This is a genomic window from Ilumatobacter nonamiensis YM16-303 (genome assembly GCF_000350145.1).
Classification (GTDB): Bacteria; Actinomycetota; Acidimicrobiia; order Acidimicrobiales; family Ilumatobacteraceae; genus Ilumatobacter_A; species Ilumatobacter_A nonamiensis.
Window position 1 is genome coordinate 1 of record NZ_BAOL01000017.1, and the last position, 12,988, is coordinate 12,988.

Annotated in this window: 15 protein-coding genes and 1 pseudogene; 9 read left to right on the forward strand and 7 right to left on the reverse strand. The window is 67.0% G+C overall.

Translation table 11 applies throughout. From position 1 onward, the window contains the following. Nucleotides 1-878 (forward strand): ferritin family protein (locus ON45_RS02620; protein ID WP_083914157.1); only part of this gene is annotated, 878 nt, incomplete at its 5' end. A 90-nt stretch (nt 879-968) separates the two neighbouring features. Next, nucleotides 969-2,198, forward strand: coding sequence for a serine hydrolase domain-containing protein (locus ON45_RS02625; protein ID WP_040491699.1), 1,230 nt, complete (start codon nt 969-971; stop codon nt 2,196-2,198). Nucleotides 2,199-2,211: 13 nt separating this feature from the next. Here the strand turns inward: ON45_RS02625 and ON45_RS02630 are convergent, their stop codons facing one another. From ON45_RS02630 to ON45_RS02640, 3 genes are read right to left on the reverse strand one after another with little or no spacing between them, the layout of a single operon-like run. Continuing rightward, nucleotides 2,212-2,400, reverse strand: a complete 189-nt coding sequence (locus tag ON45_RS02630) for a hypothetical protein (RefSeq protein ID WP_040491700.1) — start codon at nt 2,398-2,400, stop codon at nt 2,212-2,214. A 53-nt stretch (nt 2,401-2,453) separates the two neighbouring features. Then, nucleotides 2,454-3,161: a VOC family protein gene (locus ON45_RS02635; protein WP_051062333.1), complete on the reverse strand. Its 708-nt coding sequence runs from the start codon at nt 3,159-3,161 to the stop codon at nt 2,454-2,456. Continuing rightward, nucleotides 3,158-3,928, reverse strand: a complete 771-nt coding sequence (locus ON45_RS02640; protein ID WP_040491702.1) for an enoyl-CoA hydratase/isomerase family protein — start codon at nt 3,926-3,928, stop codon at nt 3,158-3,160. The genes ON45_RS02635 and ON45_RS02640 overlap by 4 nt, the downstream gene beginning before the upstream one ends. 149 nt (nt 3,929-4,077) lie before the next feature. Here ON45_RS02640 and ON45_RS20950 point away from each other — a divergent pair, with 149 nt between their 5' ends. Continuing rightward, nucleotides 4,078-5,082, forward strand: coding sequence for a diadenylate cyclase (locus tag ON45_RS20950; protein WP_148288502.1), 1,005 nt, complete (start codon nt 4,078-4,080; stop codon nt 5,080-5,082). Nucleotides 5,083-5,121: 39 nt separating this feature from the next. On the opposite strand, the gene ON45_RS02665 is transcribed toward ON45_RS20950, so the two are convergent. Then, nucleotides 5,122-5,520 (reverse strand): VOC family protein, encoded by a 399-nt coding sequence (locus tag ON45_RS02665; RefSeq protein WP_040491712.1) that lies wholly within the window; start codon nt 5,518-5,520, stop codon nt 5,122-5,124. A gap of 111 nt (nt 5,521-5,631) precedes the next feature. Between ON45_RS02665 and ON45_RS02670 the strand changes: the two genes are divergently transcribed. After that, nucleotides 5,632-6,024 carry an ArsR/SmtB family transcription factor gene (locus ON45_RS02670; protein WP_040491713.1) on the forward strand — a complete coding sequence of 131 codons (393 nt, stop codon included), beginning with the start codon at nt 5,632-5,634 and terminating at the stop codon, nt 6,022-6,024. Beyond that, entirely contained in the window at nt 6,017-6,511 is a 495-nt protein-coding gene (locus ON45_RS02675) for an SRPBCC family protein (RefSeq protein WP_040491715.1), read from the forward strand. Before ON45_RS02670 ends, ON45_RS02675 begins: the two co-directional genes overlap by 8 nt. A gap of 36 nt (nt 6,512-6,547) precedes the next feature. Here the strand turns inward: ON45_RS02675 and ilvD are convergent, their stop codons facing one another. After that, nucleotides 6,548-8,266 (reverse strand): dihydroxy-acid dehydratase, encoded by a 1,719-nt coding sequence (ilvD, locus tag ON45_RS02680; RefSeq protein ID WP_040491717.1) that lies wholly within the window; start codon nt 8,264-8,266, stop codon nt 6,548-6,550. A gap of 78 nt (nt 8,267-8,344) precedes the next feature. Between ilvD and ON45_RS02685 the strand changes: the two genes are divergently transcribed. The 3 genes from ON45_RS02685 to ON45_RS02695 are packed head-to-tail and all read left to right on the forward strand — an operon-like array spanning nt 8,345 to nt 10,902. Then, on the forward strand, nt 8,345-8,830 hold the full coding sequence (locus tag ON45_RS02685) for a cation:proton antiporter regulatory subunit (protein ID WP_040491719.1): 486 nt from the start codon (nt 8,345-8,347) through the stop codon (nt 8,828-8,830). 34 nt (nt 8,831-8,864) lie between these two features. Beyond that, a complete protein-coding gene (locus ON45_RS02690) occupies nt 8,865-10,076 on the forward strand; it encodes a cation:proton antiporter (protein WP_051062335.1) in 1,212 nt (403 codons plus the stop codon). A gap of 10 nt (nt 10,077-10,086) precedes the next feature. Further along, entirely contained in the window at nt 10,087-10,902 is an 816-nt protein-coding gene (locus ON45_RS02695) for an alpha/beta hydrolase (protein WP_051062336.1), read from the forward strand. Between the two features lie 80 nt (nt 10,903-10,982). On the opposite strand, the gene ON45_RS02700 is transcribed toward ON45_RS02695, so the two are convergent. Continuing rightward, complete coding sequence (locus ON45_RS02700; RefSeq protein ID WP_040491721.1) at nt 10,983-11,435, reverse strand: nucleoside deaminase; 453 nt, start codon at nt 11,433-11,435, stop codon at nt 10,983-10,985. Nucleotides 11,436-11,488: 53 nt separating this feature from the next. Continuing rightward, nucleotides 11,489-12,406, reverse strand: a complete 918-nt coding sequence (locus ON45_RS02705) for a DMT family transporter (RefSeq protein ID WP_040491722.1) — start codon at nt 12,404-12,406, stop codon at nt 11,489-11,491. A 304-nt stretch (nt 12,407-12,710) separates the two neighbouring features. On the opposite strand from ON45_RS02705, the pseudogene ON45_RS02710 reads away from it, so the two are divergent. Next, nucleotides 12,711-12,988, forward strand: a pseudogene (locus ON45_RS02710) (hypothetical protein); the annotation flags it as partial.

Sequence of the window (12,988 nt, forward strand, 5' to 3'; positions counted from 1 at the left end):
TCCCGCGCTCCGTGCGCGAACAGTTCACGAGAACACCGGGTCGGCGAGCCGGCCGCCGTGATCCGGTGAGGGTCGAACGGCGAACCATGGTCATGAACTTCGACATCGACCGCTACCTGGAGTTGGTGGCGCCGCTCGACGATTCCGACATCGACTACGACGCGTTCCTCACCGACCCACTCGACGAGGAAACGCTGCGCTGCCTGCGGTACATGCACGACGTCGAGTTCCACACGACCTGCTACCTGCGCGACCTCCTGGTGACCGCGGCGCACGATGATCCGGAGATCACCGCCTTCCTCGCGATGTGGAGCTACGAGGAGTACTGGCACGGCGAGGCGATCGCGAAGGTGCTCGACCGCCACGACGAGTCGCACGGACGCCAACGGATCGCCGCCACCCGTCGGCGAGTCGGCCGCGAACGAATGACCACGCTGGCGATGATGCTCGGCTCCGCGCTGAGCGAGCACGTCGTCACGGTGGCGCTGACCTGGGGCGCCGTGAACGAGTGGACGACCCAGGCGGGATACGTCCAACTCGCGAAACGGTCCGGACACCCGGTCCTCGGAGAACTGCTGCGGCGGATCGCCAAACAGGAGGGTCGCCACATCGACTTCTATGCCAGCCAAGCCGCTCGACGTCTCGATGCCTCGGCCGGGGCACGGCGCCTCACCCGACTGGCGCTCCGCAAACGTTGGCGACCGGTCGGCTCCGGGGTGATGCCCGACGTCGAGACCGAGTTCCTCATCGCCCACCTCTTCGGCGGCGACGACGGCGAGTCCATGGCCGCTCGGATCGACCGCCGACTCGCTCGCCTCCCCGGACTCGACCACCTCGGCATCGTCACCTCCGCCCGCCTCAAACTCAGCAACTCGTGAACAGTTCCCGCGCTCCAGGCGCGAACTGTTCACGAGAACGACAGATGGCTGATGCGTGGCTGGCCAGACGGGTTTGACAGTCTGGCGGCCATGAGCTCACTGGAAGTCACGACCGATCCGACCGAGCTGGGATTCGATCCGAAGCGGCTGACCCGGATCGATGACCACTTCGCTCAGTACGTCGCTGACGGCCGACTGGCCGGATGGCAGGTCGTCGTGATGCGCGGCGGAGACGTCGCGCACCACTCGACCCACGGCAAACGCAACCTCGAGACCGGGGCCGACTGGACACCGGACACGATCGCCCGGATGTACTCGATGTCGAAGCCGATCACCTCGGTGGCGGCGATGATGCTGTACGAGCGGGGTCTCTTCCAGCTGAAGGATCCGGTGTCGAAGTTCATCCCGTCGTTCGCCGACACGCAGGTCTACCGGGGCGGATCGTTCCAGGCGCCGGTCACGGAACCGCAGACCGAGCCGATGCGGATCTGGCACCTGCTCACCCACACGTCAGGCCTCACCTACGGATTCCACAACTCCCACGCGACCGACGCGATCTACCGCAACGCCGGCTTCGAGTGGGGCATCCCCGCCGGACTCGACCTGGCCGGCTGCTGCGATGCGTGGGCCGAGCTCCCGCTCGTCTTCCAGCCGGGGAGCGAATGGAACTACGGCGTGTCGACCGACGTGCTCGGCCGGGTGATCGAGGTCGTGTCCGGACAGTCGCTCGACGCGTTCTTCCGCGAGAACATCCTCGATCCACTCGGAATGCTCGACACCGAGTTCTGGGTCCCCGACGACAAGCGCGACCGTTTCGCCGAGCTGTACTTCCGGAACCCGTCGACCAAGCAGGCGACGAAGATGCCGGCCCCGTCGCTGACCGAGAAACCGGAGATGCTCGGCGGTGGCGGCGGGTTGTGTGGCACCGCCGCCGACTACCTGCGCTTCACCCAGATGCTGATGAACGGCGGCGAACTCGACGGGACGCGCATCCTCGGATCCCGCACCGTCGACTACATGACGCGCAACCACCTGCCCGGCCACGCGGACCTCGAGGAATACGGACGCCCGTTGTTCGCCGAGACCACGTTCGACGGCGTCGGCTTCGGGCTCGGGTTCTCCGTGGTGCTCGACTCGGCCGCCAACCGGGTGCTCGGCACCGAAGGTTCGTACTCGTGGGGCGGCGCCGCGAGCACGATCTTCTGGAACGACCCGGCCGAGGATCTGACGGCGCTGTTCCTCACCCAGCTGCTGCCTTCGAGCACCTATCCGATCCGCCCGCAGCTCCAGCAGCTCGTGTACCAGGCCCTCGTCGACTGACTCGTCCGCGCGCTCAGTCGGGGGTCTTGAGTCGGAAATAGACCCAGATCAGACCGGCGATCGCGCCGATGATCAGCAAGATCCGGAGCAGCCACAAGAACGTGCCGAGGAGCGCTCCGCCGAGAAACCACAGGACGAGGATGACGATCAGCCATCCGACGACCGATGCCGCGAGGGAACGAGGTGTGGTCGACTCGGCCATGACGACATCCTAGAAGTCGACCCGAGCCCCGGCTCCTGACCGGGTTCGCCGTGTCACGCGAGGGTGAAGTCGACGCCGCAGATCGTGTGCTGTTGCCCGAGCGCGACCGGATCGGTGGCGGTGAGTGTGACGGCAACCAGCGCGTCGACGGGACCTTCGCGGAACTCCACCGTGGCGTTGTCGAACTGCAGGACGCCGCCGACGAGTTCACAGCCCGTGATGGCGCTCCAGCGAGCTGCCGTGGCCTCCGGATCGCGGCACTGCACGACCACGCCGGCGATGCCATCGACGATGTCGGTTCGCCGCGCTCGCTGCCAGTCGGCGCCCGCCGGGGTCCAGGGTCCGTCCGGGTCTTCCCCACCCGGTTGGAAGTCGATCTCCAGGAACGATCCGCCGGTGTCGGCCGGATGGAGCTGCATGATGAGGTAGCCGTGGTCTTCGTGTTCGAACGCGGTGCGGACACCGAGCGGTCCGAGACGATCGCGCACGGACGCTTGGTCATCGGTGTGGCAGATCACCATGTAGCCACCATCGCCGCCGAGCCGTTCGAGTTGTCGCCCGCCAGCCGTTCCCCCCGTCGTCGGCGACACGACCTCGATGAACTGATGGCCGACGGGCAACACCGCATTGCGCAGGCCGAACGTCGCCACGCCGGGATCATGGAACGCGACCTCGAGTCCGAACGCACCGTGGAGGTCGCCGACGACCTGATCGAGATCGTGCGCGACCAGCGCCACCTGACGCAGACGAATCCAGCTCACGTGAACTTCGGCGCCCGCTTCTCGATGAACGCGCGGAAGGCCTCGGCCGTGTCGGAACTCGCAGCGATCCGCAGGTGCCGCTCGGCCTCGTAGTCGACGAAGTCGCGCAGCGCCATCCGTTCCGCCGCGACGTAGTTCTCCTTCAGGCCGCGCAACGCGCTCGGCGACTTCTTCAGCAGTGCGTCGACGACGTCATCGGTGTCAGCTCGAAACGACTCGTCATCGAACACACGAGCGACGAGGCCGATCGCGAGTGCTTCGTCGGCAGTGATCTTGCGCGGGATGAACGACAGGTCCCGAGCCCGAGCCGCACCGACGAGGCGCGGCAACGACCACGGAATCGCCATGTCTCCGGCAACCGCCACGTCCAGGAACGCGGTGTTGAGTTTCGCCGATGCCGACATCGTCCGGAGGTCACATGCCAGCGCCCACCCGAGTCCCGCGCCGGCGCATGCGCCGTTGATCGCGGCGATCGTCACGGCCGGAATCTCGTGGAGCAACGTCGTCACCTGGAACTCACGGGACGAGAGAACCTCGTCCTCGCCGCCGGTCGTGAAGTGGTTGAGATCAGCACCGGGGCAGAACGCTCGACCTGCACCCGTGAGCACGAGGACCCGCACCGAGGAGTCAGCAGCTGCCGACTGGAGGGCCTCGGCTGCTTCGCGCACCATCCGATTCGTCATCCCGTTCATCGCTTCGGGACGGTCCAGCGTCAGCCGGGCCAGCCCGTCACCGACCTCGTAGCGCAAGGTGGCGAATTCGTTCATCGATCGGGCCGTGGAGAGAACGGCTCCCGTGCGCTGGTCCCCATCCAGGTCAACCTAGTGCCGGGGCGCCGACGAAGGCCGAGACGCAACGTCACATCGAGCAGGGGTGCCGAAGCGCGGGCCGGTACCCCGCCAACTAAGGTCGAACGGTGACTCGTGAGGATGGATACGAGCTCCCGGTACTTCCTGGCAGGCTCCAGCGGCTCGCTGAGGAGTTGGAGGAGGAGGGTCTTCCAGCGCTCGACGGGGCACCCGACCGGGTCGCCGCGCTCGTGGAGTTGGCGTATGCGTTGCGACCACACCTACACGAGGGGCGAGTGCCGTCGTACGGGGTCCTGCTCCCACCGGATTCGGTGTTCTCTCCGCAGATCGAACACGCAGCGCTGAACTCCATCGCCGATCTGATTCCGGCCCATGACCTCGACCTGCAGTTCGCCCGCCGGTTCGCGGACGGTGTCACGTCCTTCGCGGTTCGGTCCCACACCTCGGTCGATCACCTCGCCTGCTTCGCGCGCAACATGGCCGAGGAGTACGACCTCGTCGGCCTGCAGAGTTCGATCGGCGGGCTGATCATCCAGCGCCACCCAGCCGGGCAGGTGCGCGTGTTCGGCCCCGCCGGAGTGGTCCGTTGGAACGGAACGTCCTGGCACCACGACGCACCGATGGACGCATGGATCTCTCGTCTGGCGGAGGTGGCGCCCGGTCTGCCGGTGGACGGGGTTCGCCCCTTGCTGCGGTTCGCGGTCCACAAACTCGGAGGACGCGGGATCGGCGCCACACTGATCTGGCGGCCGACCGACCACGACATCCCGACCCACCGACACGAACCGCTCGTGCGGAACGCACCGCGGCTGCGACTCGATCACATCGGCGAGGAGGCGGCCCTCGCCCAGGCGCTCTCCCAGACCGACGGTGCCGCCGTGTTCGACGGAGACGGGACCCTCACCGCGCTCGCCATCCGCTTGGCACCGTCGCATGCGGCCGAGCGTGCGATCGGGGTCATGAGCGGGATGCGACACACATCGGCGCTCCGGTACTCCCACGACGATCTGGATGCGATCGTGATCGTGGTGTCCGAAGCCGGCCCGGTCACCCTGATGCACGGCGGCCGCGCGATCACGAGCGTCGATCCGACCGAAGAACGAATCGGCTGACCGGCCGATCCGGTCCGCTCGACGGCAGGACCGGATCGGTCAGGGCAGGTTGAGTTGCCAGGTGGCACCGAAGCGGTCACCGACCCAACCGAATCGGGTACTGAACCCGTAGTCGTCGAGCGGCATGAACACCTCGCCTCCCTCTGCCAGGAGCTCGAACAACCGCTCGAGTTCCGCGGCGTCATCGCACTCGACCCACATCGAGATCGCCGGCGTGAAGTCCCAATCGTGCTCGATCGGACTGTCCGCACAACGGAACTCGCTCCCGGCGAGGCGGAACGTCGCTGTCATCACGGTCCCCTCCGGCCCTGGCTGATCCGGCCCGTACCGCACGAGGTCGACCAACTCGAAGTCGTCGAAGACGTCGGCATAGAGGTCGAGCGCTGCGCTCGCACGTCCGTTCTGGAAGGTGAGGAAAGTCTGCAGGCTCTGCGTCATGCGATCGATTCTGACATCCGCGCCCCACGAGGAGGATTCGGTTCACCCTTGACGGCCGAGCTCAGGGCGTGTACTTTACCAACTGGTTGATTAACCATTCGGTACATCTCGATGCCCACTTCCACACTTCCCCGCAGCAGCGACGATCGTCTCGACGAGACGTTCCACGCGCTCGCCAGCTCGACGCGACGAGCGATCCTCGCTCGTCTCGCAACCGGCGACGCCAACGTCAACGAACTCGCCGAGCCGTTCGAGATGACGCTCCCGGCGATCTCGAAGCACCTCAAGGTGCTCGAACGAGCCGGACTGATCACCCGCGGTCGGCGAGCGCAGTACCGACCGTGTGCGCTCGACCCCGAACCACTGGCCGCCGTCGCCGACTGGACCGAGCGATATCGAACGATCTGGGAGAACCGGTTCGATCGCCTCGACGACTACCTCGCACAGCTCCCCGAACCTTCGCCACCGACAACACCATCAGAGACAGGATCCACCGATGACTGACACTGCCGCCTCCGCGAACTCCGTGGTGATCGAACGCACACTCGATGCCCCCGTCGAACGCGTCTGGCAGATGTGGACCGAGGCCGAACACTTCGCCGCCTGGTACGGACCGACCGGTGCTCGCATCCCGACGGCGAACATGGACGTGACCGTCGGCGGGAGCCGGCTGATCTGCATGGAGATGGACACTCCGGACGGACCGATGCAGATGTGGTTCACCGGCGAGTACCGCGAGATCGTCGAGAACGAACGCCTCGTGTACACCGAGTCGATGTCCGACGCGGACGGGAACGTGCAGTCACCGTCGGAGATGGGAATGCCCGCAGATCACCCGACGACGACCGAGATCACCGTCGAACTCACCGACCTCGGCGGGACGACCCGGATGGTGCTCACCCATGCCGGCATCCCCGCCGACTCGCCCGGCGCGATGGGATGGAACATGGCCCTCGACAAGCTGGCCGAGTACGTCACCACGTCGAGCTGAGGAATGCGCGTCGGCAACTGACACCGACGCGCATCTTCAGAGGGTGTTGGTGATCGCTCCGGTTTCGGCGCCCTGGACGAGACGGGCGTACTTGCCGAGGACGCCGGTCGTGTAGCGCGGCGCGTTGGGCTGCCAGCCGTCCCTTCGGCGGGCGAGCTCGGCGTCGTCGACCTGCAGGTCGAGCGTCTTCGAGTGCACGTCGATGAGGATCGAATCGCCATCTCGGACGAACGCGATCGGCCCACCGTCGACGGCCTCGGGGGCGACGTGGCCGATGCAGAATCCCCACGTGCCACCGGAGAACCGGCCGTCGGTGATCAGCGCACAGTCGCCGCCACGACCGGCACCCTTCAACGCTCCCGTGATGGCGAGCATCTCGCGCATTCCGGGGCCGCCCTTCGGACCCTCGTAGCGGATCACGATCACGTCGCCGGCCCGGATCTCTCCCGCGAGGATCGCGTCCATCGCGTACTTCTCGTCGTCGAACACCCGCGCCGGGCCCTCGAAGTGCATCTGGTCGGCACTCAGTCCGGCGACCTTCACCACCGAACCGAGGGGTGCGAGCGAGCCCGTGAGGATGTTGATCCCACCCTCGTCGTGGATCGGCGCATCGAGCGGATGCACGACCACCCCGTCGGGATGGGCAAGGTCCATCTCCGCGAGGTTCTCGGCCATCGTCTTGCCGGTCACGGTGATGCAGTCGCCGTGGAGCATGCCGTGATCGAGCAGGTGCTTGAGCACACCGGGCACGCCACCGACCTTGTCGAGATCGCTCATGTGGAACTTGCCGCCGGGTGTCATGTCGGCGATGTGCGGAACGCGGTCGGCGATCCGGTTGAAGTCGTCGAGTTCGAGTTCGACACCCGCTTCGTTCGCGATCGCCAGGAGGTGCAGCACCGCGTTCGTCGACCCACCGAGCGCAGACGTCAACGCAATCGCGTTCTCGAAGGCCGGTTTGGTCATGATCTGACGGGCCGTGACGCCGTGACGCAGCATCTCGACGACCGCTTCACCCGCCCGGCGGGCGTCGGTCTCACGGCGCGGATCGATCGCGGGCGGCGACGCCGAACCCGGCAGGCTCATCCCGAGTGCCTCGGCGATCGAGCTCATCGTGTTCGCCGTGAACATCCCGCCGCATGCACCCTCGCCCGGACACGCCTTGACCTCGATGTCGTGCAACTCCTGGTCGTCGATCGTCCCCGCAGCGTGAGCGCCGACGGCTTCGAACACCGACGTGATGTCGAGCGCCTTGCCGTTGTGCTCCCCCGGCATGATCGAGCCGTTGTAGACGAACACCGACGCCAGGTCGAGCCGCGCCGCGGCCATCAACATTCCCGGAATCGACTTGTCGCAGCCCGCCAGCCCCACGAACCCATCGAGGCGCTCGGCATGCATCACGGTCTCGACCGAGTCGGTGATCACCTCGCGAGACACGAGCGACGCGCGCATCCCTTCGTGACCCATCGAGATGCCGTCGGACACCGTGATCGTGCCGAACTCCATCCCGAAGCCGCCCGCGGCGTTGACGCCGGCCTTGGCGTGCTCGGCCAGCTTGCGCAGCGTCATGTTGCACGGGGTGACCTCGTTCCACGACGAGGCGATCGCTACCTGCGGCTTCTCCCAGTCGTCGTCACCCATTCCGATCGCGCGGAGCATCGACCGCGACGGCGCCTTCTGCATGCCGTCCGTGACGTCCCGGGAACGGGGCTTGACGTCGACCTGGACGTCGGGTTGGTTCTCGCCGGTGTCGCTCATGGTGGTCGAGAGTAGCGGTGGGAGCGCGCACCGATCCTGGTGGTGCGCGTACCCGCCCGCTCACGGCAGACTGGTGCCATGACCGAGGTCCGAGAAACACGACTGCCGGGGGTCGGCGTCAAGCACGACTTCACCACCGACGACGGCCGCGACGTCGGCGTCCTCGTGCACCGCGACGGTCGCCGCGACATCGTCGTCTACGACGCGGAGGATCCCGACACCTGCTCGATGCAGATCACGATGTCGGCCCACGACACGCGCACGCTCGCCGAACTGCTGGGGACGAGTCAGGTCAATGTCGTCGTCCAGTCCGTCCAGCAGGAGATCGAGGGGTTGGCGATCGAATGGCTGACGATCGAGCCGAATTCCCCCTCGGCCGGCAAGACGATCGGCGACGGTGAGTTCCGCACCAAGACCGGGGCCTCGGTCGTGGCCGTCATCCGCAACGACGCTCCGTTCCCGGCGCCGGGACCGGACTTCGGGCTGTTCAGTGAGGACGTGATCGTCTGCGTGGGAACCAGTGAGGGCCTCAACCGAATGCGCGACCTGATCGCGCCGGGCTGATCATCGCGATCGCCCAGCGGAGTTCCTGCACACCATGCTCGCTGCCGGCAGTTCGGAGGCCGCCGTCGCCTTCCTCGAGATCGGCGCGGTCGCGCTCGGGTTGGCGATCCTCGCCCGGATCGCGGGCAAGATCGGCATCACCGCCGTTCCGCTCTACCTGATCGCCGGGCTCGCGTTCGGCGAAGGAGGGTTGGCCGAGATCGACGTCAGCTCCAGCTTCATCGAGATCGCCGCGGAGATCGGCGTGCTGTTGCTGTTGTTCACGCTGGGGTTGGAGTACAACGAGGCGGAGTTGCGCAACGGACTGCGCACCGGCGTCCCACCCGGCGTGTTCGACATGGTCGCGAACGCCAGCCCGGGCATCATCCTGGGGTTGGTCCTCGGTTGGGAGCCTCTCGCCGCGGTCCTGCTCGGTGGCGTCACGTGGATCTCGTCGAGCGGCATCATCTCGAAGGTGCTCGCCGACCTCGGTCGCCTCGCCAACCGTGAGACCCCGGCGATCCTCAACCTGCTGGTGATCGAGGACCTGGCGATGGCGGTGTACCTGCCGGTGGTCGCAGCGTTGATCGTGGGCGGAAGCGTCGAGGACACGTCGATCAGCGTCGGCGTCGCACTCGCGACGGTCGTGATCATCCTGGTGGCGGCGTTGCGATACGGGCGCCGGTTCACGTCGTTCCTCGGCGGTGGGACCGACGAGTCCCTGCTGCTCGCCGTCTTCGGCGTCACCCTCCTCGTGGCCGGCGTGGCACAGTCGCTCGAGGTGTCGGGGGCGATCGGAGCGTTCCTGGTGGGCCTGGCGCTCTCCGGTCCGGTCGCCGAGCGCGTCGAGCGGCTGATGAGTCCGCTGCAGGATCTGTTCGCGGCGACGTTCTTCCTCTTCTTCTCGTTCCAGATCGACCCGGCGGATCTGCTCGACGCCGCGGTCCCGGCGATCGCGTTGGCGGTCGTCACGATGGCGACGAAGTTCGCGACCGGCTGGTACGCCGGCTCGCGTATCGGTGCGGGTCCCCGCGGTCGCATCCGCGTCGGGACCGCGCTCATGGCGCGCGGCGAGTTCTCGATCGTGATCGCCGCGCTCGGCGTCGACCTCGCGGACGGCCCCGAACTCGGAGCGCTCGCGGCCGGGTACGTCCTCGTCACCGCCATCGCCGGTCCGGTCGCCACCCGCTACGCCGACCGCATCCCTCTCGGCCGGCTGGTCCCCCTCCGCACGGCACGAGGCGACGCCTCGATTTCCGCTCGCTAGCTTCGGAGGGGTGATCGCCTCGACGACCGACATCGGCACCACCCACGACGGGCTGGAGCAACTCCGCCGCCGATGGACTCCCGAGTCGCCGCGGGCGGCGATGCTGCTGGTTCACGGGATCGGTGAGCACTCCGGTCGATACGAACACGTGGGCGCGGCGTTTGCCGAGGCCGGTGTCGACGTGCTGTCGTTCGATCAGCGCGGGTTCGGCGAGACCGCCGGTCGTCGTGCCCATGTCGAGACGTTCGACGAGTTCCTGGTCGATGTGCAGGACCTGCTCGACGATCGACGGTCGCTCCGGGTGCCGGTCATCCTGATGGGACATTCGCTGGGTGGTCTCGTCGTCACGGCCTACCTGGTCAGCGATCGGCCGCTCCCCGACCTCGCCGTACTCAGCGCACCGGCATTGAGTGCCGAGCTCCCTCGATGGCAGCGGATCGCGGCGCCGGTCCTGGGCAGGATCGCACCGGGCCTCAACATCCCGGTGGACTTCGATGGCAGCGTGCTCTCCCGCGATGAAGCGGTCCAGACCGCCTACGAGAACGACCCGCTGCGCGTTCCGGCCTCCACCGCCGGCCTCGGACGGGAATCGCTCAAGAAGATGAAGGAGGTCGCGGGCAAGCTCGACCGGCTCACCGTCCCGACCTACGTTCTCCACGGCTCGGACGACACCCTGGTCCGGCCGACGGCCTCGGAGCCTCTGGCGATCCTGCCGAACGTCACCCGTCGCGTGTGGGACGGTCTACGCCACGAGTGTCTGAACGAACCCGAGCGCGACGAGGTCATCGCCGAGATCGTCGCCTGGCTCGATGCCGAGCTTGCCTGACCGCGGCCGGCTGCCTGAGCGTCGCGACACGTGCCGGGAAATCGTCGACCGGCACGCCGACCTCGTTGATTTCCGACCCGTCATGCGTCGGGTTCGCCGATGTCTTCGTTCCACAGCGACGGCTCCGCGGCGATGAAGTCGGTCATCATCTGCACGCACTCCTCGGAATCGATCACGACGACCTCGACTCCGTGGCTGCGCAGAAGGTCCTCGGCTCCCATGAACGTGCGGTTCTCGCCGATGACCACCCGCTTGATCCCGTAGAGCAGCATCGCGCCGGTACACATGTGGCACGGCGACAGTGTCGTGTACATGGTCGAGCGTCCATAGACCTCGGCCGGCTGACGACCGGCGATTTCCAGCGCATTGGTCTCACCGTGGTGGATGGCGCTGCCCTCCTGCACACGTCGGTTCCGACCGGCGCCGAGGACGACGCCATCGGCGACCAGCGCCGCGCCGATCGGGATGCCTCCCTCGGATCGACCGACCCGAGCCTGTTCGACGGCGATGGAGAGGAACTCGAGGTCGTTCATGTCCTGAAACTAGAGGGCGAGATCGTCGGGAGTTGACGTGTGGTCCAACGACCTCATCGAGAGCTGCGATACGTCGTCAAGAATGCTCCCGTCGACACCACCAGGATCCCGACGACGCCGATCGGGCCCGGGCTCTCACCGAGGAACACCCACGCCAGCGCCGCGATCTGGATGAGCATCGTGTTGTTGATCGCCGACGACTCGACGGCGGCCAGGTCACGGAGGGAACGGTTCCACAGGGTGAAGGCGAGGGCGGTGTTCACGACTGCGAGCCAGCCGATGATCAGCACGAGTCGGACGGTCAGATGTGGCCAACCTTCGACGACCAATCCGGCAAGGAGCAGCAGCGCGGCGCCGACGCTCATGCTCGACGCGGTGACCAACACCGGGGCCAGAGATCCGTCGCGGTTGATCGACCGTCCGAGCAGTGATCCTGCCGCATTGGCGCAGAGCCCGATGATCGAGGCGGTCATTCCGATGACGGTCGCACCCAGATCGCCCGAGAAATACAGCACCGCTCCGACGATGATCAGAGCGGCGCCGACGAACTGGAGTCGGCGCGGTTGTTCGGCGAGCGAACGCGAGGACATCAGCGCGACGAGGAGCGCCGTCGGAGCGAGCATCAGACTCGATGTTGCTGCTGGCTGTGCGTCGATCGCGACGAACTGGGCTCCCTGCGTGATCGCGAAGTACACGACGCCGAGCACCACGAGCGGACGCCAGCGAGTGCGGATGATGGTCCGGGACTCATTGCGCAGTCGCGGGCTCGAGCCGACCCATGCGAGCAACACGATGGCGGCAACCGAGTAGCGCAGACCGGCGAACGTCAACGGCGCGAGATCGTGGTCATCGAGTCCGACCCGGATCAGGATCCACGACGAACTCCACAGCAGCGTGACGAACAGCGCGGTCGCGACCGCGCGGACGTGGACGCGCCGGTCCGCCGGCTCGTGACTTGGATGAGATCGCATGGGCCTCCGGTCGACACGCGTTGGACGGTGCCGATCTCAATGCTCCAGGCTTCTATCCCTTCAGATGCACACCCGGGTATGTGCGGGCGCTGTGGCGCTCGGTCCTGTCCGCCACTGCTCGCTCGCCGATGCGGCCGGATCCCTAGCCACCGATGTTGATCGGTACGTCCAGGGTAGCCCACCTGGAGGTTCGAATTCCGCTGACACGGCCGCGCGCGCACGAGGCAGTCGGACTCGGCTCCGGGCACGCAGACAGCCGATAAACCATGGTGCTCGGCTCCGGCAGGACGGCGAGACTCGGTGTATGGCAGCCGAGTCCGGTGGGTCCGGTCCTCGTTGGCGTGCTCTGGGGGCACTGCTGCGGCCCGACGCTTCGCGTTGGGTCGGCCTCGGCGTGCTCGTCGCCGTCGGTTCCGCACTGACGATCACCGGCCCGCTCGTCGTCCGGCGCATCGTGGACGAGGCGACCGCGGGGACGACCGCCGCCGAGATCTCCCGACTCGCGCTGGTGTTCCTGGGAATCGCTGCCGTCACGCAGATCCTGGCGGTCGTCGTGGCGTGGTTGGCCACCGTCGCGGCGTG

Excerpts from the sequence above, each read along its gene's own strand:
- ON45_RS02625 (WP_040491699.1), top strand. The coding sequence starts at position 969 with ATGAGCTCACTGGAAGTCACGACCGATCCGACCGAGCTGGGATTCGAT.
- ON45_RS02630 (WP_040491700.1), bottom strand. The coding sequence starts at position 2,400 with ATGGCCGAGTCGACCACACCTCGTTCCCTCGCGGCATCGGTCGTCGGA.
- ON45_RS02640 (WP_040491702.1), bottom strand. The coding sequence starts at position 3,928 with ATGAACGAATTCGCCACCTTGCGCTACGAGGTCGGTGACGGGCTGGCC.
- ON45_RS02665 (WP_040491712.1), bottom strand. The coding sequence starts at position 5,520 with ATGACGCAGAGCCTGCAGACTTTCCTCACCTTCCAGAACGGACGTGCG.
- ON45_RS02670 (WP_040491713.1), top strand. The coding sequence starts at position 5,632 with ATGCCCACTTCCACACTTCCCCGCAGCAGCGACGATCGTCTCGACGAG.
- ON45_RS02675 (WP_040491715.1), top strand. The coding sequence starts at position 6,017 with ATGACTGACACTGCCGCCTCCGCGAACTCCGTGGTGATCGAACGCACA.
- ilvD (WP_040491717.1), bottom strand. The coding sequence starts at position 8,266 with ATGAGCGACACCGGCGAGAACCAACCCGACGTCCAGGTCGACGTCAAG.
- ON45_RS02685 (WP_040491719.1), top strand. The coding sequence starts at position 8,345 with ATGACCGAGGTCCGAGAAACACGACTGCCGGGGGTCGGCGTCAAGCAC.
- ON45_RS02690 (WP_051062335.1), top strand. The coding sequence starts at position 8,865 with ATGCTCGCTGCCGGCAGTTCGGAGGCCGCCGTCGCCTTCCTCGAGATC.
- ON45_RS02700 (WP_040491721.1), bottom strand. The coding sequence starts at position 11,435 with ATGAACGACCTCGAGTTCCTCTCCATCGCCGTCGAACAGGCTCGGGTC.
- ON45_RS02705 (WP_040491722.1), bottom strand. The coding sequence starts at position 12,406 with ATGCGATCTCATCCAAGTCACGAGCCGGCGGACCGGCGCGTCCACGTC.